Genomic DNA, 21,662 nt, shown 5'->3' with positions numbered 1-21,662 from the left:
GACGAATACTATTTTTGAAAGAAAGTAACTAAAAAAACTAAACTTAACTACGCAACCTTTAAGTCCAAATAAGGTATAAGAGCGGAGCGCTGCGAGACAAGTAACACCCACCACTCACAGTCACTCCAGAGACCCGCAAGCCAAACGCCAGACCCAAAACTCGCGCAACAATATGTTTAATATACATTAAGTCAACAGTCGGTATAGCATATCATGTAACACAATTTGATAGTTGAATATAAGGCACGGTAACAAAATGAGTAAAAAACATGCAGAAACCGGAAAAGCAACTCCTGCTATTGCACAACTCGAAAACGCAGGCATCACCTTCCGCATAGCGCAATACGAGCATGACGCTGATCACATGGACGACGGCTATGGAATTGAAGCCGCTGAGAAGCTAGGCGTAAGCGCAGCTCAAGTTTGCAAAACTCTTATGGTTGACACTGGTGAAAAGCGAGTGGTTGGAATTGTTCCAGTAAATGGACGTCTCAATATGAAAGCAATTGCAGGAGCAGTACACGCAAAGAAAGCAAGTATGACAAGCCCAGAAGTTGCGCAACGAGAAAGCGGCTACGTAGTTGGCGGAATTTCACCATTCGGACAAAAAACTCATCATGAAACAGTACTAGATAGTAGCGTAATGCAATTTGATGAGATTCTTGTTTCTGGAGGAAAACGAGGATTGGACGTAGTTCTTAATCCTCAAGATATCGTAACATTATTAAACGCAACTGTAGCTGATATAGCAGCATAAGCAACATAAGCTTTATTACTGCAAATATTGCTACCAAAAAGTGATTACTCGCACGATATTAGTACGTTGGCAAATATAACGTCTTGGCAACGTGCGATAATCCCTAAGGTTGTTCATTAATCGTTAAGGAGTGCATTATGGGTATGCGTGGCCGCAAGCGCAAGGCGCGTCGTAAAAAAGCAGCGAATCATGGCAAAAGGCCAAATGCTTAAGCTATAAATTCGCTTATACATACTGTAAAGCCCACGTAAATCGTGGGCTTTTTCGTTTTAGCATACTTTTATTCACAAGAATAATCAGAATAATCAGAAAGCTCACGTTTAAGTTGCATGCGAGCGCGGTTAAGTCTGCTCATAACGGTTCCTATTTTTACGCCTTCTTCTTGCGCAATTTGTTTATAAGATTTACCTCGAATAGCGGCTTCAATAAAAACTTTTCTGCGCTCAGGCGGCAACTTACTAAGCGCCGCAATAATCTCTTGTGGAGCAAACCCTTCTAAATATTCTTGTTCAGCAGAAAGCATTCCTTTTGCGCAATGATTAGAAGCTTCATAAATATCCCAATCATTGTAGTCACCAGTTTCATCGTTAGCACGTTTAGGGCTTCGTTTTGCTTTCGCGTACTGATTAAAATACAAATTTCGTTCAATCCTGTTAATCCAGGCATCAAAATTTGTGCCAGGCTGAAAAGTTTCAAAAGATTTAAGAGCGCGCTCAAAAGTATCTTGCACTAAATCTTGCGCATCCTGCGCATTTTGCGTAAGACGCATAGCTTGAGTGTATAAAGGATCAACGCAAGTAGATACAAGTTGTTCAAATCTTTTGCGTCGACTTTCTATTGCAGAACTTTGCTTAGTATTTACTAAACGATCACTAAATAAGCGAGCATTACAATTTTTTGCACTTTGTTTTTTAGCTCTTACGCTTTTAGAGCACATAACATTTGTCTTCTCGATTTGCTCACTCATATAGTCAATAATACTTTTACTTTGCACATATAGCTACTGATTTATCGTGTTGCATAGTGTAGCGCAACGCGAGATGATAACACATCGCAGCACAATAACGCAGCGCGGCATAGTGTGACATTGCGTGACATTGCGGTAGTATTGTGACTATGCCAACTCATATTCAAGAATTGTTAAATGCTTTAGATTTAGCACCTAAGCAAGATGAGAATACATTACTTGCTGAATCATGGTTACTTGGTTTCGACACTGAAACTACAGGTGCAAATATTGGTAAAGATGCCATTGTTTCTGCAACTCTAGTATTACGCAATCCTGAACTAGCTCACGCTGGAGATGTGGTATCCACTTGGTTAATTAACCCTCATAAGCCTATGAATCCTAAGGCAAGCGAAGTAAATGGTTTCACAGACGAATACCTCAAAGAACACGGCGGAGAGCCTGAAGAAGAACTTGAATTCCTTGCGCGCGCAGTAAGCATGGCTCAAGCTAAGAATATTCCACTACTTGCTTATAACGCTCCATTTGATATTTCAATGTTACGTCACGACTTGAAGCGTTGGCATCTTACTGCGCTAGAAGAACGCCCAACTTGTTCAATACATGCACTAAACGCTAATGACATTCTTACTGTTGATCCTCTTGTTATCGATAGAGCTGTTTCTAGAAGATCCGGCAAGCGTACTCTCACTATTACATCTCAATTTTACGGAGTTGAACCAATCGGAGATTTCCACGATGCTACAGCAGACACAGTTGCAGCTCTTGATTTGATTGCTCCAATGAGCAAACTATATGAGTCAGTAAGTTGCATGAGGCTGAACACTATGATGGATTGGCAGCGCGAAGCTTATATTAATTGGCGAGATAGCTTCAATCAATGGCTGCAATCTCACGGACGTGAGCCTATTACTGGAACATGGCTATAAAACATTTGGTGAAAAGAAGTAAATTATGATCATGCATAACACGTTGTCATTAGCAAGCGCAAGTGAAATTTTGCAGCACTATGGTTTGTTGCGCGAAATGATTCAATATTGTAAAGCAGAAGATACTAATAGTGCTAATAGTGCTAATACTAAAGAAAAAACTGTAGACTCTACTCACTCTCGTAATGAAATATGGTCTTTAAATCCGTATTATTTCCCAAATATTGATGCAGATGAGTGCTTTACTAACGCAACTTACGATACTCGCGATATTAAACCTGGAACACTTCTGTTTATTAAAGGCAATTTTAAGTCGGAATATCTTTTAGATGCAGACAACAAAGGACTTGCTGCATATGTTGCTGAACAAAGCTACGCGCAATACACAAAAGCTGTTGGTTTAATTGTTACGGATGCTAAAAAAGCAATGAGCGTGCTTGCAGCAGCATTCTTTGGAAATCCACAAGAAAAACTCACTATTGTTGGAATTACTGGAACTAAAGGCAAAACAACTACAGCCTACTTTACTCACGCTATTCTAAACTCCCATTCGCACGGTAAAACAGCACTGTTTTCTTCAGTAGATAATTGCGTAGACGGAAAAAATTACGTTGAATCTAATTTAACTACTCCTGAAAGTTTTGATGCTTTCAAAATGATGCGCGAAGCTGTAGATAACGGCATGAAGTATCTTGTTATGGAAGTTTCTTCGCAAGCTTATAAGGTGAATCGCGTATACGGTCTTAAATTCGATGTTGCAGCATTCTTAAACATTAGCCCAGACCACATTAGTCCTATTGAGCACCCAACTTTTGAAGATTACTTGTATTGCAAACGACAAATTATTGCAAATACTAAGCGTTTAGTACTAAATTCTGATACAGATCACGCAGATCTTCTTTTACAAGATGCAGAACGCAACAATGTGCTCGTAACAACTTTTGCGCGCATTAAAAGAGATGAAATAGAAGGCGATGCTTGCGAAAATGACAATTTCGATGATCTTGACGACGATCGCATAAATTATTGCGCTCCTGCTAACGATGAAGATTACACGGAATTACTTACTCCTGACTACATTGCAATGCCAGTAGAAAATAGTGAATCACATTGCATCGCTATGCGAGACTCAAGCGAAGACGACGACTACGAAGACGACGACTATGAAGATAGCGACTACGAAGAAGACGTGCACTACTGCCCTATTGACGAATTCGCATTGTCTATTGCAGGAGATTTTAACTACGAAAATGCTTTAGCTGCGATCGCTATTGCAGGAGAATTGGGAATTAATCAAGATACTGATTTACACGCACTACACGCTATTGAGAACGTGAAAATTTCTGGACGCATGGAAGTTTTCAAAGACACGCACTCAAACATGATTGCAGTTGTCGACTATGCGCATAACTACATTTCTACAAAATCAGTTCTTGACTTTGTAGAAGAACGCTACGGCAAATTTAATCCTCGAATTACGCTAATAACTGGTTCCACAGGAGATAAAGCTGTCGACCGCCGTAAAGAGATTGTTGAAGCAGCGCAAAACCGCATAGAACAGTTTATTTTCACTACTGAAGATACTGATACTGAAGACGTAATGCATATTTGCGAGGATATGCAAAGTTATGTTACGAACACGAATGTTTCTTCACGCATTATTATCGACAGAGCTGAAGCAATAGAATATGCTTACAACGATGCTGCAAACAGCGAACAAAAAAATGGAAGATTAAACATTCTTCTTGCTATTGGTAAGGGCGATGAACGTTGGATTAAAAACAAACGAAAGCATGTGCCGTATGAGGGTGATTCATTCGTAATAAAGCGTCTTTTTGGTCTGTAATACGCTTATGCGAAAGTATGAAAATATACGAATAAAATAAACGCAATTACTACATAAACTAAATAACAAGCTAGCTAACAAACTAAGACAAACTAAATAACAAACTAAAACAAATGAAGAAGATACAAATGAAGAATCAACGATTTCAACCTGTGTTACTTGGTAGCGATATAAACGCATACGGCATGGCTCGAGCATTCCATGAAGAATATGGCATTACTTCAATTGCTTTTGCGCACTTCCAACTTTCACCTACGAAATTTAGCAAAATTGTAGATGTGAGAATTGTTCCAGGCTTTGGAGAACTTCCTACATTCCGCAATACAATGCTTGATTTTGCTAAATCATGGCATGAGGAACATCCTAATACCAAACTTCTGCTTATTCCTTGCGGCGACGTATACGCGAATCTTTTAAGCCAATGCGGTGATGAATTGCACGAATATTTTGCTTTCCACACATTGCCAAATTCGCTCAATCGCCAGCTTAGTCTTAAAAGCTCATTCTATAAAACTTGTGAAAAATACAATCTTCCTCATCCAAAAACTAAAGTTGTAAACGCTCAAGAAGTAGCAGCGCATGCTTATGAAGATTTGCCATTCAGCTTCCCTATTGCTATGAAACCAGCGAATAGCACTAAATGGCTTGATATTGATTTTGAGGGACGCAAAAAAGCTTTTATTATCAATACTCCGCAAGAACTTGATACCCTTATTCAACGCTCGTACAAAGCTGGCTACGATGACGAAATGATTTTGCAAGACTTTATTCCTGGAGACGACAGCCGCATGCGTGTGCTGAATGCATACGTTGATAGCGACCATCATGTGCGCATGATGTTTCTAGGACACCCTCTTCTGGAGGATCCAACTCCAGAAGCAATCGGAAATTATGCAGCTATTATTCCAGACTACAATGAGGAAGTTTTCCAAAATATTAAAGCATTTTTGGAAGATATACATTACGTTGGCGTAGCTAATTTTGATATGAAATACGATGAAAGAGACGGAAAGTATAAGCTTTTTGAAATCAATTTACGCCAAGGACGCTCAAGCTATTTCGTCACTTTAAACGGATTTAATATTGCTAAATATTTTGTTGAAGATTTAATTGATCATAAGCCTTTTGACGGAAATACTGTGTTCGGCCGTGGAGAAAAGCTGTGGATGGAGATTCCGCGATCGATATTTTGCAATTATGTGGCAGAAGGCGATGAAAAGAAGCGCGGTCTTAATATGATTCGTCGTGGCGATTGGGGCACTACGCTAGAATATAAAAAAGATATGAATCTGCTACGCTGGTTGATGATTCGTCATATGTTTTCAATTTACACAAGACGTTACGCAGAATTTTTCCGCAACAAAGCGTGAAAATTATTACGTAACTTTGAAAGGGAATATGAGACAATGAAACGTCCGTTTTTTGCTGTACTTGGCGGCATGGGCACACTTGCAACAGAAAGCTATATTCGTTTACTTAATAAAGAAACGCATGCGCATAGCGATCAAGAGTTTTTAGATTATGTGGTGTTCAATGATGCTTCTGTGCCAGACAGAACAGCATATATTGTTGGCGAATCATCCGAAAGCCCATTCCCTACTCTTGCAGACGACATAGCTAAAGCAACTGCGATGGGCGCTTCATTTATTGTGCTCACATGCAATACTGCGCATTACTTTTACGATAAGTTCCAAGCACTCACCGATGTGCCAATTATGCATATGCCGCGTGGTGCTGTAGCTGAAGTTTCTAAACGTTACCCAAAGTCTAAATGTAACCGTATTGGATTCTTAGGTACTGCAGGGTCACGTAAAGCTGGAGTGTATCAGCGCGCTATAGAAGAAGCGGGATACACATTCGTAGCACCAGACGACGATTTGCAAAAACGCATTACATCACTTATTTATGATGATGTAAAAGGCACAGGCGATCTTAATTTGCGCCGTTACGAGTCCGTTTTAAGCGACATGCTTGACCCTGCAGGAACGTGCAGTTGCGACGCACTTATTTTAGGTTGCACAGAATTAAGCGTACTTAATGAAGCTTTCCCTCTTCCGCAAATACCGTTAGTTGACGCTCAAGCAGTACTCGTAAAAAATACTGTAGAAAAAGCTAAATTTTTGCGAATTAAGTAGCAAAAGATTGCTTAATTTTCAGGACTCGTCAATATTTGGGTGGATTGCTACGCGCTGATCCTTCGGCTTTTTTAAATCCGGATTCACGTGCTCAACAAGCATTGTGCGCGCGTCTCCTGCAGTGACGAAACTGCCGCAAATAAGCACTCCGTGACCATAGCCCACACCAAGCTCATCGTCTTCATCAACTAAATCAACAGCAGTTTGAATAGCATCCGGAAGCTCGTCAACACGAATTACGCGATCCTCGCCAAATACGCCTACAGCAATCTTTTCGAGTTCTTCTGGATCCATTACACGGTCACGCCAAGAATTACGCGTAACAATAATCTTCGTCAAAATAGGCTCAAGAACACCTAAGTATTCTTCAACTTGCTTATCTGCCATCATTGCTACAACGCCAATAAGCTGCTCAAAATGATAGTTTTCTTCAATAGTTTCGCGAAGAGATTCGGCAGCATTCACGTTATGTCCACCGTCAATAATGATCGTAGGCGAAGTACGAACCTGCTCAATACGGCCAGGAACCTTAACCTGGCTTAAAGCCTCTGCAACTAAATCGCCATCCAAAGCACCATTTACAGGCAACACAACCTCCGCAGCAGCAAGAGCTGCCAAAGCATTATGAGCCTGATGCTTGCCAAACTTGTCAACCGGAACATCCTCATAAGTGCCAAGAGGCGTACGCAACGTAACAACCTGTCCGCCAACTGCAGGAGTACGAGACACAACTTCAAGCTCGCCGTCACCATAAGAAGAATCGCGCAATAATGTAGCATGGTTGCGCTCCGCAACTTCCTTAATAATTGGCAAAACCTTAGCTTCATGCGGCTGAGGACCCAAAATAACCGTGCAATTAGGCTTTATAATTCCAGCTTTCGTGCGCGCAATCTCTTCAACAGTGTTTCCAAGCCATTGCATGTGATCCATATCAACCGGACCAATAATTGCAGCATCAGCGTTCATAACATTAGTGGCATCCCATTCGCCACCCATGCCAACTTCCATAACAGCAACGTCAACAGGAGCATCCGCAAAAGCCCAAATTGCCATGGCTGTAAGCACTTCAAAAAAGCTCATTTTCGGCTTACCGTCAGCCTCCATGCGAGCGTCAACCATGTCGATAATGTCTTTCATTTGATCCCACACATCGACGAACTGATCGTCACTAATTTCCTGTCCGTCAATCATAATGCGCTCGTTTACGCGCTCCAAATGTGGAGAAGTATATAATCCAGTTCGCAAACCGTATGCTCGACAAATTGACTCAGCCATTCGAGCAGTAGAACCTTTGCCGTTCGTGCCAGTTATGTGAATAACACGCATAGACTGCTCTGGATGACCTAAAATATCGAGAATAAGACGCATGCGATCCAAGTCGAGATTAGTTTTATTATGCTCTGGAGCTCGGCTCATAATATTGCGTTCAATATCAACAATTCGCTCATTATTGCGATTTGGATTTTCAATAGACATAACTACTCCCCCTAATTTTTACGCTCGCTTACTCATTTTCCAACTATCTAGATTAGTTGATACCAACAACACACGCATATAAATATGTTGTGACAATATTCACATAACAAAAGAGTTTAAACGCACTTTGTAAATTGCGTATAAAATCTTGCTATTTTGCACTAAAAAACTCGCATAAAACACTAAATAAGACTATGTTAGTTTATTGACTGTTTATTTACTATTTGTATAATTTGCGCAAGCAAAAATTAACAAGCAAAAATTAAGGAGTCTCATAATGGCAGAATATACGCCAACTGAGCACGGCGAAGAGCTAAAAGCTGACGGCACGCAAAAGGCAGAAGATCGCGTAAATAACCGCTCACTTCGTCCAAACAGTGATTCTTTTAAAGATTTTATGACGAATAACTGGGATAACCAGGAGCCAGAAGTTAAGGCTCTTGAATCTAGCAAGTACATTCCAGCTCGTTTAGAGGCTCTTTCGAAGCGTTTCCCAGGCGAACGTTTAGTTATTCCTGCAGGACAACCAAAGGTGCGTAATAACGATTGCGATTATGCTTTCCGTCCAGACACTACTTTTGCTTACTACACTGGCTTAGGTCAAGATTACGAAGCTGGTGCTGTGCTTGTTATGGAACCGGTTGAAAAAGACAGCGAAGAAGCTAAGGCTGGAAAAACGCATGTGCCTGAACTTTTTGTAGCTCCACGCGCAGATAACAGCACTTCAGCATTTTACAGGGATCCTCACTATGGAGAATATTGGGTTGGTCCTCGTGCAGGCTTAAAAGAACTTAAAGCAATGACCGGCATTGAAACGCGCGATATTGCAGAACTTGACGACGCTATTGCAAAGAACGTAAGCGACGACGCTAATGGCGAAGGCATTCGCGTGCGAATTGTTCGAGAAACCGATCCTGAGCTTACTGCAAAAGTTGAAACAATGCGCGAGGCAAGTGGATTTACTGATGAAGATGCAAACACTTGCGCAGACGACAAATTGCACGAATTCGCTGCAGAAGCACGAATGCTTAAGGACGACTATGAAATTCGCGAAATGCGCAAAGCTATTGCAGCCACAAAACTTGGTTTTGACCGCATGCTTACGCGTTTGCCTAATGCTTTAGGTCATGAGCATTCCGAGCGAATGATTGAGGGTGCTTTTAATTCTGTTGCTCGCGAGGAAGGAAACGAAGTAGGATACGACACGATTGTTGCTTCCGGCAAGCACGCGCCAATTTTGCACTGGATGCGCAACACTGGCGTTGTTTCCAGCGGAGAATTGCTACTTATTGATGCCGGCGTTGAAGTTAACAGCCTCTACACTGCTGACATTACACGCACTTTCCCAACTAATGGCAAATTCACTGACTTACAAAAGAAGCTTTACCAGTGTGTTCTTGACGCTCAGCAAGCCGGTTTTGAAGCAGCTAAGCCAGGTGCAACCTACTCAGATATTCACCATGCTTGCATGCGCGTTCTAGCTGAACACTTGCACGAATGGGGAATTTTGAAAGTTAGCGTTGAAGAATCACTTTCGCCAGAAGGTCAACAGCATCGTCGTTGGCACGCTTGCGGTGTTGCTCATCATCTTGGTTTGGACGTACACGATTGTGCGCAAGCACGCTACGAGTCTTATCAGGGCGCAAAAATTACTCCAGGAATGATATTCACTATTGAGCCAGGATTATACTTTGCATCTAACGATTTGATGCTTCCTGAAGAAATGCGCGGAATTGGAATTCGTATTGAAGACGATGTGCTAATGACTGAAAACGGTCCAGAATGGCTTTCTATTGACATTCCAAAGCAAATCGATGACGTAGAAGCATGGATGGCTGAACAAGCTCACAAAAGTGATATTTTTCAGCATTAAGCAATAAATCAAAATAATAGAAAAATATAATAAAAAAGAATAATAATAAATATAGTACGCCAGCATAAGCTAAGTTAAACGTACACAATATTGCACTTATGGTGCGCTCTATAGAAACGTAACACGCATTGCGCATGTTACTTATCGAAAGGGCGCACCATAATTGTTTATGTAGCATTTTTACAAGCAAAATTTGCATCAAAATGCTTTTGAAGAAGCGAGAAGATATTTAGTAAAAGTATAGCTCTACAAACTTGCTGCACTGACGCGCGCGAAAGGAATATTATGACTAAGCCAATTGTTCTTTCACTCGGCGAACTTTTATGGGATTTGCTCCCACATGGAAAACGTGTTGGAGGAGCACCAGCAAATTTTGCATATCATGCACAGTGTCACGGGGCGCAAAGTTGCATGATTAGCGCTGTTGGTCAAGACCAACTCGGCGATGAGCTGATTGACAAAGTGAACAAAGCTGGCATCGCTTCAATTATTCAACGCAACGCTTGGCCAACAAGCACTGTTGAAGTAACGCTAAAAAATGGAATACCAGAGTACACTATTCTGCGAAATATAGCATGGGATCATATTCTTTACACTCGAGAACTCATTGATTTAGTAGAACGAGCAGATGCAGTATGCTTTGGCACTCTAAGCTTACGTTCTCAAGAAACTCACGACACAATTTTGCAATTGTTAAAGCATACTAAGCCTGGAGCAATGAAGTTCTTCGATATTAACATTAGAAGCGATCACTACTCTAAGGATCTTATTGACACATTACTTCAAGAAGCAACAGTATTTAAGCTTAACGATTCGGAACTATTCTTATTGCGCGATATGTTCAATATTCGCGACACTTCAGACGAGGAAGCTTGCAAGTGGTTCCAAGCTCGTTACGGACTAGATTATGTGATTCTTACAGGCGGCTCTACTTTTAGCACGATTACTACAAATACCGGAGAAAGCTCTACTATCCCAACGCCACACGTTGAGGTTCTTGACACAGTTGGTGCTGGAGACTCGTTCTCAGGAACATTTGCAGCGCATATTCTTAAGGGAGAAAGCTTGCAAGAGGCGCATCGCGCAGCTGTTAATACTGCAGCATTCGTGTGCACTCAAGAAGGAGCATGGCCTAAGTATCCAAAGCAAATACCAGATTACTTGTCAATGGTAGAAAATAACAAATAAAACAAAAAATAAAAATTTAAATTATAAGATACAAAAATGCCACTTCATAAACCATAATGAAGTGGCATTATTATATCTTGTGGGGCCTCAGGGGCTTGAACCCTGGACCGACGGATTATGAGTCCGCTGCTCTAACCGACTGAGCTAAAGCCCCACGCTAACAAAGTTAGCAACGACTAGATTAGCACATACCCATAAACGTCGCCAACTCAGTGAGTCGAATTTTTGACCTTGCTAACGAAGGCAGACCTCGCTTGCGTCGAAAGCACACCGTGCTTTCAACCTAAGCAAGCTCGACGCTCCGAGTTGCTTTCGCGCGCTAAATCGCAGCGCTAAAGCAGGTCGTTACTAACGCAGTCACTAATCTGCACCAGTAACAAAAAACGGCAGAAACTTTACGCGCGTGTAAAGAAAAAGCCGCCTACGCGCGCAATCCCGGCAGAAACTGTGCAGAGGTGTAAAGTAAAAGTCGCGAAATGACGGAATGGAGACAGAAACTTTACAGCCGCGCGCAGTTTATGCCGTTTACGTGAGCAATGCCGGCAGAAATTTTACAGGCGTGTAAAGGAAAAGTCGGCTACGAGCGAAAAAACGGCAGAAACTTTACGCGCGTGTTTGCAGTCAATAGAAAATGTCGAAAATATCGGTTGATTTGGTGTTTTCGGCGGTTTCGGCTTGCGTATAAAGAACAACCTAGTTTCTAAAGCACAGCCATACTAACCTGCCCTGCCTTCGTCTTTACTGACGAAGGCAGACCTCGCTTGCGTCGAAAGCACACCGTGCTTTCAACCTGAGCAAGCTCGACGCTCTGAAGGAGCTTGAAATCCCGATGATTTCAAGCTCGGTCAGAGCGTCCAGAAGCAAAGTTATCAAGAGCACCAGTTTTGCGCAAAGCCAAATACACAAACCACACAAGCACTCCAGAAAGCAACAATCCACTAATAAGCTCATTAATCATATGAATAGTAATATAACTTGAAGCCTTAGCTTGATACTTAGTAAATGTTAAGAAAATTCCATACTCAAACGCTACCAACAATCCAGATGCAATGCTTAAAGTCAAATTAAACTTTCGCAAACGGAAAATTAAGAACGGAATCTCCGCAAACACACCCTGCAAAAGTGCGGAAATAAGCGTATCCCGCATATTAAACGGAGTTCCAAGAAGCACCTGTACAAATGCTGCAACAACGTTTACATACACTGCAGAACCCGGCTTACGAATAAGCAAAACTGCAAGAGTTCCAGACAAATACCAAACACCATGCGTTATGCTTGCAAAACCAGGAAGAACAGCTGAATTCAAAGTACGAATCAAAGGAATAAACACCAAGCCATAGCCATACAAAATAACGCCAAAAACAGCAGCAAGAGCAGCACCTAATGCGATATCTGCAACACGCCAACGCATGCTTACAACCCTATTAATACTAGAAGCAGCATTACTATCTACTTTATCTGTTACACAATTAGACGATTCTAATCCATCATTATTTGTATTGAAAATATCGCTCATAGGAAATCCTTTTTTAAGCTGCTGCGCATTGTAAATTACTTAATTGAATACTTCCTGACCTACGCAGCCCGGGCAGAAGCACCAATGAGAAAGTGTATCATCTCTAAAAAGCACAACATACATTTTGTGATATTTAATACATTGTCAGAAGTTATACCGATTTATAAAAAATATGAAAGACTGATTGCTGCGCAACAATACGAAAAATAGAGGCAAGCAGCAAAAACAGAAATACAAAAAACAGAAATACAAAAAACGAAAACGCCGCTGAAAAACCAGCGGCGTTGTAATTTGTACCCCCTAAGAGAGTCGAACTCTTGTTGTCAGATTGAAAGTCTGGTGTCCTAACCGTTAGACGAAGGGGGCTTCGAACCAAACCATATGATATTAACACTCAAAAAAGAGTCGCGCAACTTACGGCGTGTTGAGGTTAAGTACGGCTTAATTGCTGTGTGTTTCTTTTTCTTAGCGAAATGTGAGCAATGGGAATTACTAGCGTGACGACATGATTGAGCGCAGCATTGTGCGCGCGAAATCAACTCGGAGCGTGAGCTTGCTCAAGTTGAAAGCACGGTGTGCTTTCAACGCAAGCTCAGCCGAATGGCAATTAGCCGTGAGGACAGCGCTACGCTCTTATACCTTATTTGGACTTAGCGGTTGCGTAGTTAAGTTTAGTTTTTTAGTTACTTTCTTTCAAAAATAGTATTCATCAACAAGATTATTACTATCGTTCCGCTTTTATATTGCTCGACCAAGCAATTCCTATTGCTCACAGCAAACTAATCAAAATAAAAGAAATTACGCAAATAAGCTGCGGTGGGGTGCGTAGATTGAGATTTTCTGGTGCGACGCGTGCAGCAGCACGGATGTTAGCGTTCTTTGGACAGTAGGAAATCAACGTCTGCAGAGCACTGATTCAAAGATACGAGAACAGCGACGGCAGAGTGTTATTGAGCTAGGTAAGTGAAGTCGTGAATCGTGCGACCAGCTTCTAAGCCTTTGCGCTCAAAATTCGTAAGAACGCGACCGTCAAAGCGCTCAGACTCACTAAAATCTGCGTGCGGAAGAGCTGCAGCGGTGTCAGCTGTACCTTTTCCAACGTGTTCAATTGGAAGACTTACTTTTAATTCGCCAATGTTCGCGAAATCATTGCGAGAATCCATAACTTCGTGCACGTGCAAAGCGTAATCCTCAATATCTGTAGCAATGCGCCAAACGCCCTCTTTACGCAACGCCTGATGGATTGTAGAGGCAAGCTCTGGTTGCACAATACGACGCTTATGGTGGCGCATTTTAGGCCATGGATCCGGGAAGAAAGTCCAAACTTCTTCTAAAACTCCACAGTCGCAAGCAGCGAAGAAATCAGGAGCGTTAATTTGCGCAATACGAAGATTAGTCAAACCTTGATTTCCAGCAAGAAGCATTGTGTGAGCAACACCTGGATCATAAACTTCAAGCGCCAAAAAGTTAGTTTCCGGCAAACGTTCTGCTGCAGCAACAATGTTTTCGCCTTGTCCGGAACCAATTTCAACAATAAGCGGATCATCATTGCCCCACTTATCTTTAATCCAATCAGAGGTAATTCGCAAATTTTCGCGCAATCTAAATGAGCCAGGCGCTTCAGTAACGTCTAATAGGTACTGACTTGCGTAACGCTCCTGAGCGTGCTGTAAACGCGCATCTAAGCGCCCAGAACGACGCACAAACGACAATACAGTGCGTTGCTTGGCTTGCGTAGTGTTTTCGTTTTCATTTTCAGTGCTCATGAGATTACTTTCGTTATTTGGGCTACACGCCTTTAGTTTAATTCGCATGATTTTAGTCATGCTCGTACGCATCGCTTTTATGCTACCAAAGAGTATAAAAAAGCAGCGAAAGTTGTTAAACAAACGCTGCTTAATTAATTCTTTAGCAAATACAATTTTTAGGAGAACAAGTCACGCGCAGTATTGCCGTTCGGAGCGTCCTCTACTTTGATATTCACTTGTGCTGGGCTTAGCAAAAATACTCTAGGAGTTACGCGCTCAATAGATCCACGAACGCCAAACACAACTCCAGCAGAAAAATCAACAATACGATACGCAACTGATTCAGTTACACCAGTAAGGTTCAAAACCACTGGAACACCGTCTCGCAAAGCACGACCAACCATTTGCGCATCATCGTAAGACTTAGGATGAATTGTAGTAATACGACTCATACGACTAGCATTCGCACGAGCAGAACCACCACGCAAATCATTGCCACGTTGCGACACAGCAGGAGTTACCGAGCGATCATTATCGAATGACGTTTCTTGAACATCAGATTCAGCATAATCATCGTCTTCAGGCACATCTGCCATACCAACGTATGACATCACGTTCTTCATAAAGCCAGCCATGAAGCAACCCTCCTCTCGTTACGCTTAACGCAGAAAATCAGGAATATCTAGTTCGTCAGGTTCAGCAGGCTGCTGTACAGGAGCTGCAGAAGGAGAATATTGCTGATTCATTGCAGGCTCAAACATAGAAGGCATGGAAGCAGGTTGTTCTACTTGTGGAGCAGCTTGAGCTTCCTCTTTGAAAGATGACGTAGACTGTGCAGGAGCTACAGGCTTAACATCTGCTTGCATATCAACAAACTGACCAGCTTTAGCTGAGGACTCCTCCGCCTTAGGATGGGAATCAAATCCAGCAGCAATAACCGTAACTCGAACCTCATCGCCGTAAGAATCATCCAAAGAAAGACCCCAAATAATTTGAGCTTCTGGATGAATAGCTTTACGAACAAGTTCAGTTGCAGCAGAAGCTTCCTGAAGCTTCAAATCACTTGGACCTGCGATATTAATCAAAGCACCATGAGCACCCTCAATGCTTTCTTCCAGCAATGGGGAGCTAATAGCAATTTCAGCTGCCTGAGTTGCACGATCCTCGCCCTTTGCAGCACCAATACCGAACAATGCGGTACCTGCTCCGCGAAGAACAGCTGTAACATCAGAGAAATCAACATGAATGTAAGAATTCATGGTAATTAAATCAGTAATGCCTTGCACACCTGCGAGCAATGCAGTATCTGCAGTCTTAAATGCTTCAATAATTCCAATAGTACGATCAGAAATTTCCAAAAGACGATCGTTTGGAATAACAATCAACGCGTCAACTTCTTTGCGAAGATTCTCGATACCAAGTTTTGCAGATGCAGCACGTTGCGGTCCTTCAAAACCGAATGGACGTGTCACAACAGCAATAGTCAAAGCACCTTGCTGATGAGCTGCACGAGCCACAATAGGGCTTGCACCAGTACCCGTGCCGCCGCCTTCGCCGCAGGTAACAAACACCATGTCAGCACCCTTGAGTGCCTCTTCAATGTCTGATTGATGATCCTGCGCAGCCTTAGCACCCTTTTCAGGGTCAGCACCAGCACCCAAGCCTCGGCTCGAAGCATCAGATAATGAAATCTTTACATCAGCATCAGAACGCAGTAAATCTTTAGCGTCAGTATTAATGGCCACAAACTCTACATTCTGTAGGCCCTCGCTGATCATCCGATTGACGGCGTTACCGCCGGCACCACCGACGCCGACTACCTTGATGATGGTTTTGTCGTTGAAATTGTCAGTCTGGGCAATCTCGCTCACCGTTATCTCCTGTCACTCACGCACGTTTACACAATATTTTAGCGCAAAACGCTCGATACTGACGACGTTTTCACAATAAACTGAAAAAATGTCACTGCTTTGATAATACACCGTGCTATATGCAAATATGAGCACAAGGTGATTTTAATAGAATATTCTCGAAATAATCAGTGCGAAAAAATGACGAAAGCCCTAGAAAACACTAGTAACTTGCATCCATTGGATCGTCACCAAATAACGCCTCTCGCTCTTCGTGACTAGTTGTACGAGAATCTAACCATCCATACGGCAAATGAACTTTTTTAGCAAATCTAACTCGCCCACGCGGCGTGTCTAACACTTTTTCTGGCAAACGAAGAGAACCGTCAAGCATATCGAGATTACGTTGAACATCCTCAATCGACTCGCACTCCATAAACGCTTTACGAGTGCCACCGCCAACAGGAAAGCCCTTTAAATACCAAGCAATATGCTTACGCAAGTCGTGAACAGCCATACGCTCGTCACCATCATAAAACTCAACTAAAAGATTCAAGTGACGCAAAATAACAGAACCAACTTCTGCCAAAGTAGGATTCACACGATTATCGCTACCTTCGCAAGCATTGCGAATATCAGCAAACAACCACGGGCGACCCTGGCATCCTCGACCGATAGCAACGCCAGCGCAACCAGTTTCCTTAAACATTGCGAGCGCATCTTCCGCACCCCAAATATCACCATTGCCAAAAACTGGAATATCGAGTGCTTCTACAAGCTCGCCAATACGCGTCCAGTCTGAATGACCGCCGTAATATTCTGCAGTTGTGCGAGCGTGCAAAGTTACAGCAGCGCATCCTTCTTCTTGCGCAATATGACCAGCTTGAATAAAGGTTTCATGATTCTCGTCAATTCCAACGCGGAATTTAGCTGTAACAGGAATTCCTGCTGGCTCACAAATAGAAACAACGCGATGCAAAATTTCTTGCAACAAATCAGTTTTCCAAGGAAGAGCAGAACCGCCGCCGCGTCGCGTCACTTTTGGAACTGGGCAGCCGAAGTTTAAGTCAACGTGGTCAGCCATGTTTTCGTCGACAACAATTCGAGCTGCTTGCTCTACAATAGAAGGATTTACACCATAAAGTTGCAAAGAGCGCACTTTTTCACTAGGAGCAAAACGGCAAAGTCTAAGAGCTTTTGGATTTCGTGCAACTAGAGCTCGCGCTGTAATCATTTCTGCTACATAAAGCCCGTCCGGACCAAATTCGCGGCAGATTACGCGAAATGGCCAGTTAGTGATTCCTGCCATTGGAGACAGAACAACAGGAGTTGCAATATGAACTTTCCCTAAATCCACTGGTTTTATAGAAAAATTCATATTGCTTTAACTCCGTTCACTTCAATAATAATTTTGTTTATTAATGCTTAAGCGCTACTTAAATGCGTATTAGTACAATCCGCCAGCAGTCGCGATTTTAACAGGCTCAGACTCGTCTTTGCCTGCTTCTTTAGCAATATCCGTAGCACCGTCAGCTGCACGAGTACCAACGATTTCAACAGGACCTTGCGGATACTTAACGCGCTTTTCGTTAATGCGGCTAGCAACGTAATCTGCAACCTTGTCCAAGGAAACACGCTCTTGTTGCATTGTGTCGCGCTCGCGAATTGTAACAGCATGATCTTCCAAAGTATCGAAGTCGACTGTTACGCACAAAGGAGTACCAATTTCATCCTCGCGACGGTAGCGACGACCAATAGCACCGGCTTCGTCGTAATCGATAACCCAATCATGCTGACGCAAATCTGCAGCCAAATCTTGAGCAACAGCTTGCAATTCTGGCTTCTTGCTCAAAGGCAAAACTGCAGCTTTAACAGGAGCCAAACGAGGATCAAGTCGAAGAACAGTGCGCTTGTCAACTCCGCCCTTAGTGTTTGGAGCTTCGTCAACGTCGTAAGCATCAACCAAGAACGCCATAAGCGAGCGCGTAAGACCAGCCGCAGGCTCAATAACGTAAGGCACATACTTTTCGCCAGTAGCCTGGTTGAAGTAGCTCAAATCCTCGCCGGAATGCTTAGCATGAGCAGACAAATCGTAGTCAGTACGGTTTGCAATACCCTCGAGCTCTCCCCAATCCGAACCTTGGAAGCCGAATTTGTATTCAATATCGACAGTGCGCTTGGAATAGTGGCTGAGCTTCTCCTTAGGATGCTCATACATGCGCAAGTTTTCTGGCTTAACGCCCAAATCCACATACCAACGCACGCGAGTGTCAATCCAATACTGGTGCCAAGCTTCGTCGGTTCCAGGCTCTACGAAGAACTCCATTTCCATCTGCTCAAACTCGCGAGTGCGGAAGATGAAGTTTCCAGGCGTAATTTCGTTACGGAAAGACTTACCAATATTTGCAATACCGAAAGGTGGTTTTTGACGAGTAGAAGTCATGACGTTCTTAAAATCGACGAAAATGCCCTGAGCTGTTTCTGGACGCAAATAATGCAAGCTATTTTCGTCTTCAACCGGTCCTAAATGCGTGCGAAGCATCATGTTGAAGTCGCGTGGCTCAGTCCAGTTTCCGCGAGTACCACAATCTGGGCAAGCAATGTCTTTTAAGCCATTTTCTGGCATTTTGTCGCCATGCTTTTCAGCATAAGACTCTTCCAACTTATCTGCACGATGACGCTTATGGCAATTCAAGCACTCAATCAAAGGATCGTTAAACACGGAAACGTGACCGGAAGCAACCCACACCTGTGAAGGCAGAATAACGGAAGTATCCACACCAACAACATCTCCACGCGTGGTAACCATGTAGCGCCACCATTCGCGCTTGATATTATCTTTTAACGCAACGCCAAGCGGGCCGTAATCCCACGCAGAACGCGTGCCACCGTAAATTTCGCCGGCTGGGAACACAAATCCTCGACGCTTAGCCAAGGACACGACTTCATCAAGCTTTGAAACAGCCACAATACACCTTTTCGTAAAACTAGAAAATTCGGGTGAAAACGTTGCTATTATAGAAAAACCCTGTGACGCTTGTAGAATTATCAAATATTGCAATTCGTTTAATGTGGCGCGAGTTTTGTGAGATTTCTTTATTTGCGATTTTCTTTTCGAGATTCTTTAGTATCGTCTATGAGTTTTGATTAATGTTTTCTATAGTCGGTCTGATGAGCCTCGAAAGTTTTCAGCATCGCAAGTCCCGTCCTTCGTCGCTTTAGCTGTTAAAGGTTTTACTGTCTGCTTTGTTCTTAAAGAATGTTGCTTCCTCAGTCCTCTTTTATTGCTCTGCCCGAAAACTTTTGAGTCTCTACAACATTAGTCACAACACAAAACTCATAGACTCGTTGAGTTTGTTACGAAAAGTGCGTGGTTTACTAAGTGCAACTAAAGTCGCGCAATTAAGCTGCGGTGTGGTGCGTGGTTTGTGTGCCTGGTGTAGTGTGTGCAGCAGCAATAACGCTAGTGTTCGCTAATCAACAGGAATCAGCTCCTGCAAAGCGCAACTGCAAAACTTCATAAACGTGCAAGCATCCAATAAGTGCGAAAAATCTCAAATCTCTACCACACGAATATCCACATGACTGAATAACGGAACAATCAAGAGGTAATATAAATTATAAGTTTGGTGACGCATTGTTTTGCGTTACATTTTGCTAAATTTGCGTAAGATTAAGATTTTAAAGGAATTGTTACTATGAGTGAAAATAATAACGAGAATACAAACGACCACGCAAACGCTCACAAAACTAACACGGTTGCGGCGCTCTGCATCTTTCCAAGCGGAGTCGGAGAAGAGCTGAGCGAGTACGTGGCGGATGCAGTGCAAGTAATTCGCGATTCTGGATTAAAAAACGAAACTAACGCAATGTTCACGAATATTGAGGGCGAATTTGATGACGTTATGCGCGTTGTGAAAGACGCTACGATGGCACTAGTCAGCAAAGGATACCGCACTGGGGTAATCCTAAAATTAGATATTCGCCCTGGTTTTAGCAATCAACTTGACGCAAAAGTCGATCTTGTAGACAAGATTCTCGACGAACGAAATAAAGAAGAATAAAGTTAAAATCAAATAATCTCAAAACTCGCAAAAGTTATAATAAAACAAAAGAAAGCAGGAATTTATGCTGCAACTTACGGCAGTTCAGAAAATATTATCCGATTTAGATGAAACCCAAAGAGAACGAGAAAAACAATACAAATACTTTCATCAACATCCTGAACTGTCAATGAAAGAAGATCATACAGCTCAAACAATTATTGATATTCTTAGCGAAGCTGGGATTGAAACAAAGCGAGTTGGAAAAACAGGCGTTGTGGCAGAGATTAAAAACGGCGAAGGTCCTGTTGTTGCTATGAGAGCGGATATCGATGCGCTTCCAATTAAAGAAAATTCAGGAAAAGATTACACTTCAACAGTTAGCACGCAAGACGAAAATGGCAAAACGGTTGGAGTTTCACACGCTTGCGGTCACGATTTTCATATTTCCAGCCTACTTGGTGCCTTGAAGGCTTTTAATGAGCATAAAAATGCTTGGAAAGGAACGTACATTGGCGTTTTTCAGCCTGGAGAAGAAACAGCTCAAGGCGCAAAAGACTTGGTGGAAAATGGCATTACGAGTATGATTGCAAAGCCCGACGTTTACCTTGGTCAGCATGTGTTGGGCACTATTCCTGCAGGAACAGTCGGTATTCGTTCGGGCGCGTTCTTAACTACTGCAGCTTCGATTCGCGTGCACATTTTTGGTAAAGGTTCACATGGTTCTATGCCTGAGTTGAGCGTTGACCCAGTGGTTGTTGCTTCATCAATTGTGCTTAAATTGCAGACGATTGTTTCTCGCGAACTTGCAGCTAAAGATTACGCAATTGTTACAGTTGGCGCGCTTAATGCAGGAAGTAAGTCGAATATTATTCCTGATGATGCCGAGCTTTTAATTAACACAAGAACTTATAGCGAAGATACTCAAAAATTTGTGCACAATGCTATTGAACGAATTGTGCGTGGAGAGTGCGAGCTTGCAAGATGTCCTAAAGAACCAGAGTTTACGTATTATGATCGCTATCCGCTTACAAATAATGATCAGAATGCATCTTTGCGCGTGCGTAAAGCTTTTGATGAATACTTTGGAGAAGATTCTGTAGATATTTCGCGCGCTTCTGCTTCGGAAGATTTTTCTATAGTCGCGAACGCTTTTAAAACTCCTTACGCTTACTGGGGCTTAGGTGGTTTTGCGGATATGCAGAATGCTCCTGGAAATCACAATCCGGCATTCGCCCCAGATTTGCAGCCCACTCTTAATCGCGGATTAGAAGCTGCAGTTGTGGCAGCTTGCGCTTGGCTCACTAGCGAAAAGTAACAAATCTTAGTGAGAT

The 21,662-nt window shown here is 42.6% G+C and carries 18 protein-coding genes and 2 tRNA genes; 10 read left to right on the top strand and 10 right to left on the bottom strand.

Translation table 11 applies throughout. The features are described from left to right. Positions 1-256: 256 nt before the first annotated feature. Both ybaK and ACJV2T_RS02120 read left to right on the top strand, forming a co-directional pair. Positions 257-757 carry a Cys-tRNA(Pro) deacylase gene (ybaK, locus tag ACJV2T_RS02125; protein ID WP_004105119.1) on the top strand — a complete coding sequence of 167 codons (501 nt, stop codon included), beginning with the start codon at positions 257-259 and terminating at the stop codon, positions 755-757. 137 nt (positions 758-894) lie between these two features. Then, positions 895-969 (top strand): 50S ribosomal protein bL37, encoded by a 75-nt coding sequence (locus tag ACJV2T_RS02120; RefSeq protein WP_369803150.1) that lies wholly within the window; start codon positions 895-897, stop codon positions 967-969. 68 nt (positions 970-1,037) lie between these two features. Here the strand turns inward: ACJV2T_RS02120 and ACJV2T_RS02115 are convergent, their stop codons facing one another. Beyond that, the gene (locus ACJV2T_RS02115; RefSeq protein WP_419398999.1) at positions 1,038-1,724 is read right to left on the bottom strand and encodes a sigma-70 family RNA polymerase sigma factor; all 687 of its coding nucleotides are present in this window, start codon (positions 1,722-1,724) and stop codon (positions 1,038-1,040) included. Between the two features lie 149 nt (positions 1,725-1,873). Between ACJV2T_RS02115 and ACJV2T_RS02110 the strand changes: the two genes are divergently transcribed. The 4 genes from ACJV2T_RS02110 (at position 1,874) to ACJV2T_RS02095 (ending at position 6,634) form a co-directional block, all read left to right on the top strand. Continuing rightward, complete coding sequence (locus ACJV2T_RS02110) at positions 1,874-2,653, top strand: exonuclease domain-containing protein (RefSeq protein WP_419399084.1); 780 nt, start codon at positions 1,874-1,876, stop codon at positions 2,651-2,653. A gap of 25 nt (positions 2,654-2,678) precedes the next feature. Beyond that, positions 2,679-4,499, top strand: a complete 1,821-nt coding sequence (locus ACJV2T_RS02105; RefSeq protein ID WP_419398998.1) for a UDP-N-acetylmuramoyl-L-alanyl-D-glutamate--2,6-diaminopimelate ligase — start codon at positions 2,679-2,681, stop codon at positions 4,497-4,499. A gap of 128 nt (positions 4,500-4,627) precedes the next feature. After that, a complete protein-coding gene (locus ACJV2T_RS02100) occupies positions 4,628-5,869 on the top strand; it encodes a carboxylate--amine ligase (RefSeq protein ID WP_419398997.1) in 1,242 nt (413 codons plus the stop codon). A gap of 36 nt (positions 5,870-5,905) precedes the next feature. Continuing rightward, positions 5,906-6,634 (top strand): aspartate/glutamate racemase family protein, encoded by a 729-nt coding sequence (locus ACJV2T_RS02095; protein WP_415689305.1) that lies wholly within the window; start codon positions 5,906-5,908, stop codon positions 6,632-6,634. An 18-nt stretch (positions 6,635-6,652) separates the two neighbouring features. Here ACJV2T_RS02095 and ACJV2T_RS02090 read toward each other — a convergent pair whose 3' ends face one another. Next, on the bottom strand, positions 6,653-8,110 hold the full coding sequence (locus ACJV2T_RS02090; protein WP_415686986.1) for a bifunctional folylpolyglutamate synthase/dihydrofolate synthase: 1,458 nt from the start codon (positions 8,108-8,110) through the stop codon (positions 6,653-6,655). 277 nt (positions 8,111-8,387) lie between these two features. Between ACJV2T_RS02090 and ACJV2T_RS02085 the strand changes: the two genes are divergently transcribed. Together ACJV2T_RS02085 and ACJV2T_RS02080 are read left to right on the top strand one after the other, a co-directional pair. Further along, the gene (locus ACJV2T_RS02085) at positions 8,388-9,983 is read left to right on the top strand and encodes an aminopeptidase P family protein (protein ID WP_419398996.1); all 1,596 of its coding nucleotides are present in this window, start codon (positions 8,388-8,390) and stop codon (positions 9,981-9,983) included. Between the two features lie 285 nt (positions 9,984-10,268). Further along, the gene (locus ACJV2T_RS02080) at positions 10,269-11,171 is read left to right on the top strand and encodes a carbohydrate kinase family protein (RefSeq protein WP_415683415.1); all 903 of its coding nucleotides are present in this window, start codon (positions 10,269-10,271) and stop codon (positions 11,169-11,171) included. An 80-nt stretch (positions 11,172-11,251) separates the two neighbouring features. On the opposite strand, the gene ACJV2T_RS02075 is transcribed toward ACJV2T_RS02080, so the two are convergent. The 8 genes from ACJV2T_RS02075 to ACJV2T_RS02040 form a co-directional block, all read right to left on the bottom strand. After that, positions 11,252-11,325, bottom strand: a tRNA-Ile gene (locus tag ACJV2T_RS02075). Between the two features lie 681 nt (positions 11,326-12,006). Continuing rightward, complete coding sequence (locus ACJV2T_RS02070; protein WP_419398995.1) at positions 12,007-12,687, bottom strand: ECF transporter S component; 681 nt, start codon at positions 12,685-12,687, stop codon at positions 12,007-12,009. Positions 12,688-12,981: 294 nt separating this feature from the next. Further along, positions 12,982-13,053, bottom strand: a tRNA-Glu gene (locus tag ACJV2T_RS02065). A gap of 581 nt (positions 13,054-13,634) precedes the next feature. Next, the gene (gene trmB / locus ACJV2T_RS02060) at positions 13,635-14,453 is read right to left on the bottom strand and encodes a tRNA (guanosine(46)-N7)-methyltransferase TrmB (RefSeq protein ID WP_419398994.1); all 819 of its coding nucleotides are present in this window, start codon (positions 14,451-14,453) and stop codon (positions 13,635-13,637) included. 158 nt (positions 14,454-14,611) lie between these two features. Further along, positions 14,612-15,070, bottom strand: a complete 459-nt coding sequence (locus ACJV2T_RS02055) for a cell division protein SepF (protein ID WP_415683412.1) — start codon at positions 15,068-15,070, stop codon at positions 14,612-14,614. A 24-nt stretch (positions 15,071-15,094) separates the two neighbouring features. Continuing rightward, positions 15,095-16,306, bottom strand: coding sequence for a cell division protein FtsZ (gene ftsZ, locus ACJV2T_RS02050; RefSeq protein WP_116431860.1), 1,212 nt, complete (start codon positions 16,304-16,306; stop codon positions 15,095-15,097). Between the two features lie 202 nt (positions 16,307-16,508). Further along, positions 16,509-17,663 carry a tRNA dihydrouridine synthase DusB gene (dusB, locus tag ACJV2T_RS02045; RefSeq protein WP_419398993.1) on the bottom strand — a complete coding sequence of 385 codons (1,155 nt, stop codon included), beginning with the start codon at positions 17,661-17,663 and terminating at the stop codon, positions 16,509-16,511. Positions 17,664-17,732: 69 nt separating this feature from the next. Next, entirely contained in the window at positions 17,733-19,253 is a 1,521-nt protein-coding gene (locus ACJV2T_RS02040; protein ID WP_415683410.1) for a glycine--tRNA ligase, read from the bottom strand. 730 nt (positions 19,254-19,983) lie between these two features. On the opposite strand from ACJV2T_RS02040, the gene ACJV2T_RS02035 reads away from it, so the two are divergent. Then, positions 19,984-20,349 carry an MTH1187 family thiamine-binding protein gene (locus ACJV2T_RS02035; protein ID WP_419398992.1) on the top strand — a complete coding sequence of 122 codons (366 nt, stop codon included), beginning with the start codon at positions 19,984-19,986 and terminating at the stop codon, positions 20,347-20,349. A gap of 64 nt (positions 20,350-20,413) precedes the next feature. Then, complete coding sequence (locus ACJV2T_RS02030) at positions 20,414-21,646, top strand: M20 family metallopeptidase (protein ID WP_419398991.1); 1,233 nt, start codon at positions 20,414-20,416, stop codon at positions 21,644-21,646. Positions 21,647-21,662 lie beyond the last annotated feature (16 nt).

This window comes from Gardnerella phocaeensis, assembly GCF_048545075.1.
Classification (GTDB): Bacteria; Actinomycetota; Actinomycetes; order Actinomycetales; family Bifidobacteriaceae; genus Bifidobacterium; species Bifidobacterium vaginale_J.
The sequence above is the reverse complement of the archived record's forward strand: the minus strand, read 5'-3'. Positions and strand labels throughout refer to the sequence as shown.

Excerpts from the sequence above, each read along its gene's own strand:
- ybaK (WP_004105119.1), top strand. The coding sequence starts at position 257 with ATGAGTAAAAAACATGCAGAAACCGGAAAAGCAACTCCTGCTATTGCA.
- ACJV2T_RS02115 (WP_419398999.1), bottom strand. The coding sequence starts at position 1,724 with ATGAGTGAGCAAATCGAGAAGACAAATGTTATGTGCTCTAAAAGCGTA.
- ACJV2T_RS02110 (WP_419399084.1), top strand. The coding sequence starts at position 1,874 with ATGCCAACTCATATTCAAGAATTGTTAAATGCTTTAGATTTAGCACCT.
- ACJV2T_RS02105 (WP_419398998.1), top strand. The coding sequence starts at position 2,679 with ATGATCATGCATAACACGTTGTCATTAGCAAGCGCAAGTGAAATTTTG.
- ACJV2T_RS02100 (WP_419398997.1), top strand. The coding sequence starts at position 4,628 with ATGAAGAATCAACGATTTCAACCTGTGTTACTTGGTAGCGATATAAAC.
- ACJV2T_RS02095 (WP_415689305.1), top strand. The coding sequence starts at position 5,906 with ATGAAACGTCCGTTTTTTGCTGTACTTGGCGGCATGGGCACACTTGCA.
- ACJV2T_RS02090 (WP_415686986.1), bottom strand. The coding sequence starts at position 8,110 with ATGTCTATTGAAAATCCAAATCGCAATAATGAGCGAATTGTTGATATT.
- ACJV2T_RS02085 (WP_419398996.1), top strand. The coding sequence starts at position 8,388 with ATGGCAGAATATACGCCAACTGAGCACGGCGAAGAGCTAAAAGCTGAC.
- ACJV2T_RS02080 (WP_415683415.1), top strand. The coding sequence starts at position 10,269 with ATGACTAAGCCAATTGTTCTTTCACTCGGCGAACTTTTATGGGATTTG.
- ACJV2T_RS02070 (WP_419398995.1), bottom strand. The coding sequence starts at position 12,687 with ATGAGCGATATTTTCAATACAAATAATGATGGATTAGAATCGTCTAAT.
- trmB (WP_419398994.1), bottom strand. The coding sequence starts at position 14,453 with ATGAGCACTGAAAATGAAAACGAAAACACTACGCAAGCCAAGCAACGC.
- ACJV2T_RS02055 (WP_415683412.1), bottom strand. The coding sequence starts at position 15,070 with ATGGCTGGCTTTATGAAGAACGTGATGTCATACGTTGGTATGGCAGAT.
- dusB (WP_419398993.1), bottom strand. The coding sequence starts at position 17,663 with ATGAATTTTTCTATAAAACCAGTGGATTTAGGGAAAGTTCATATTGCA.
- ACJV2T_RS02035 (WP_419398992.1), top strand. The coding sequence starts at position 19,984 with ATGAGTGAAAATAATAACGAGAATACAAACGACCACGCAAACGCTCAC.
- ACJV2T_RS02030 (WP_419398991.1), top strand. The coding sequence starts at position 20,414 with ATGCTGCAACTTACGGCAGTTCAGAAAATATTATCCGATTTAGATGAA.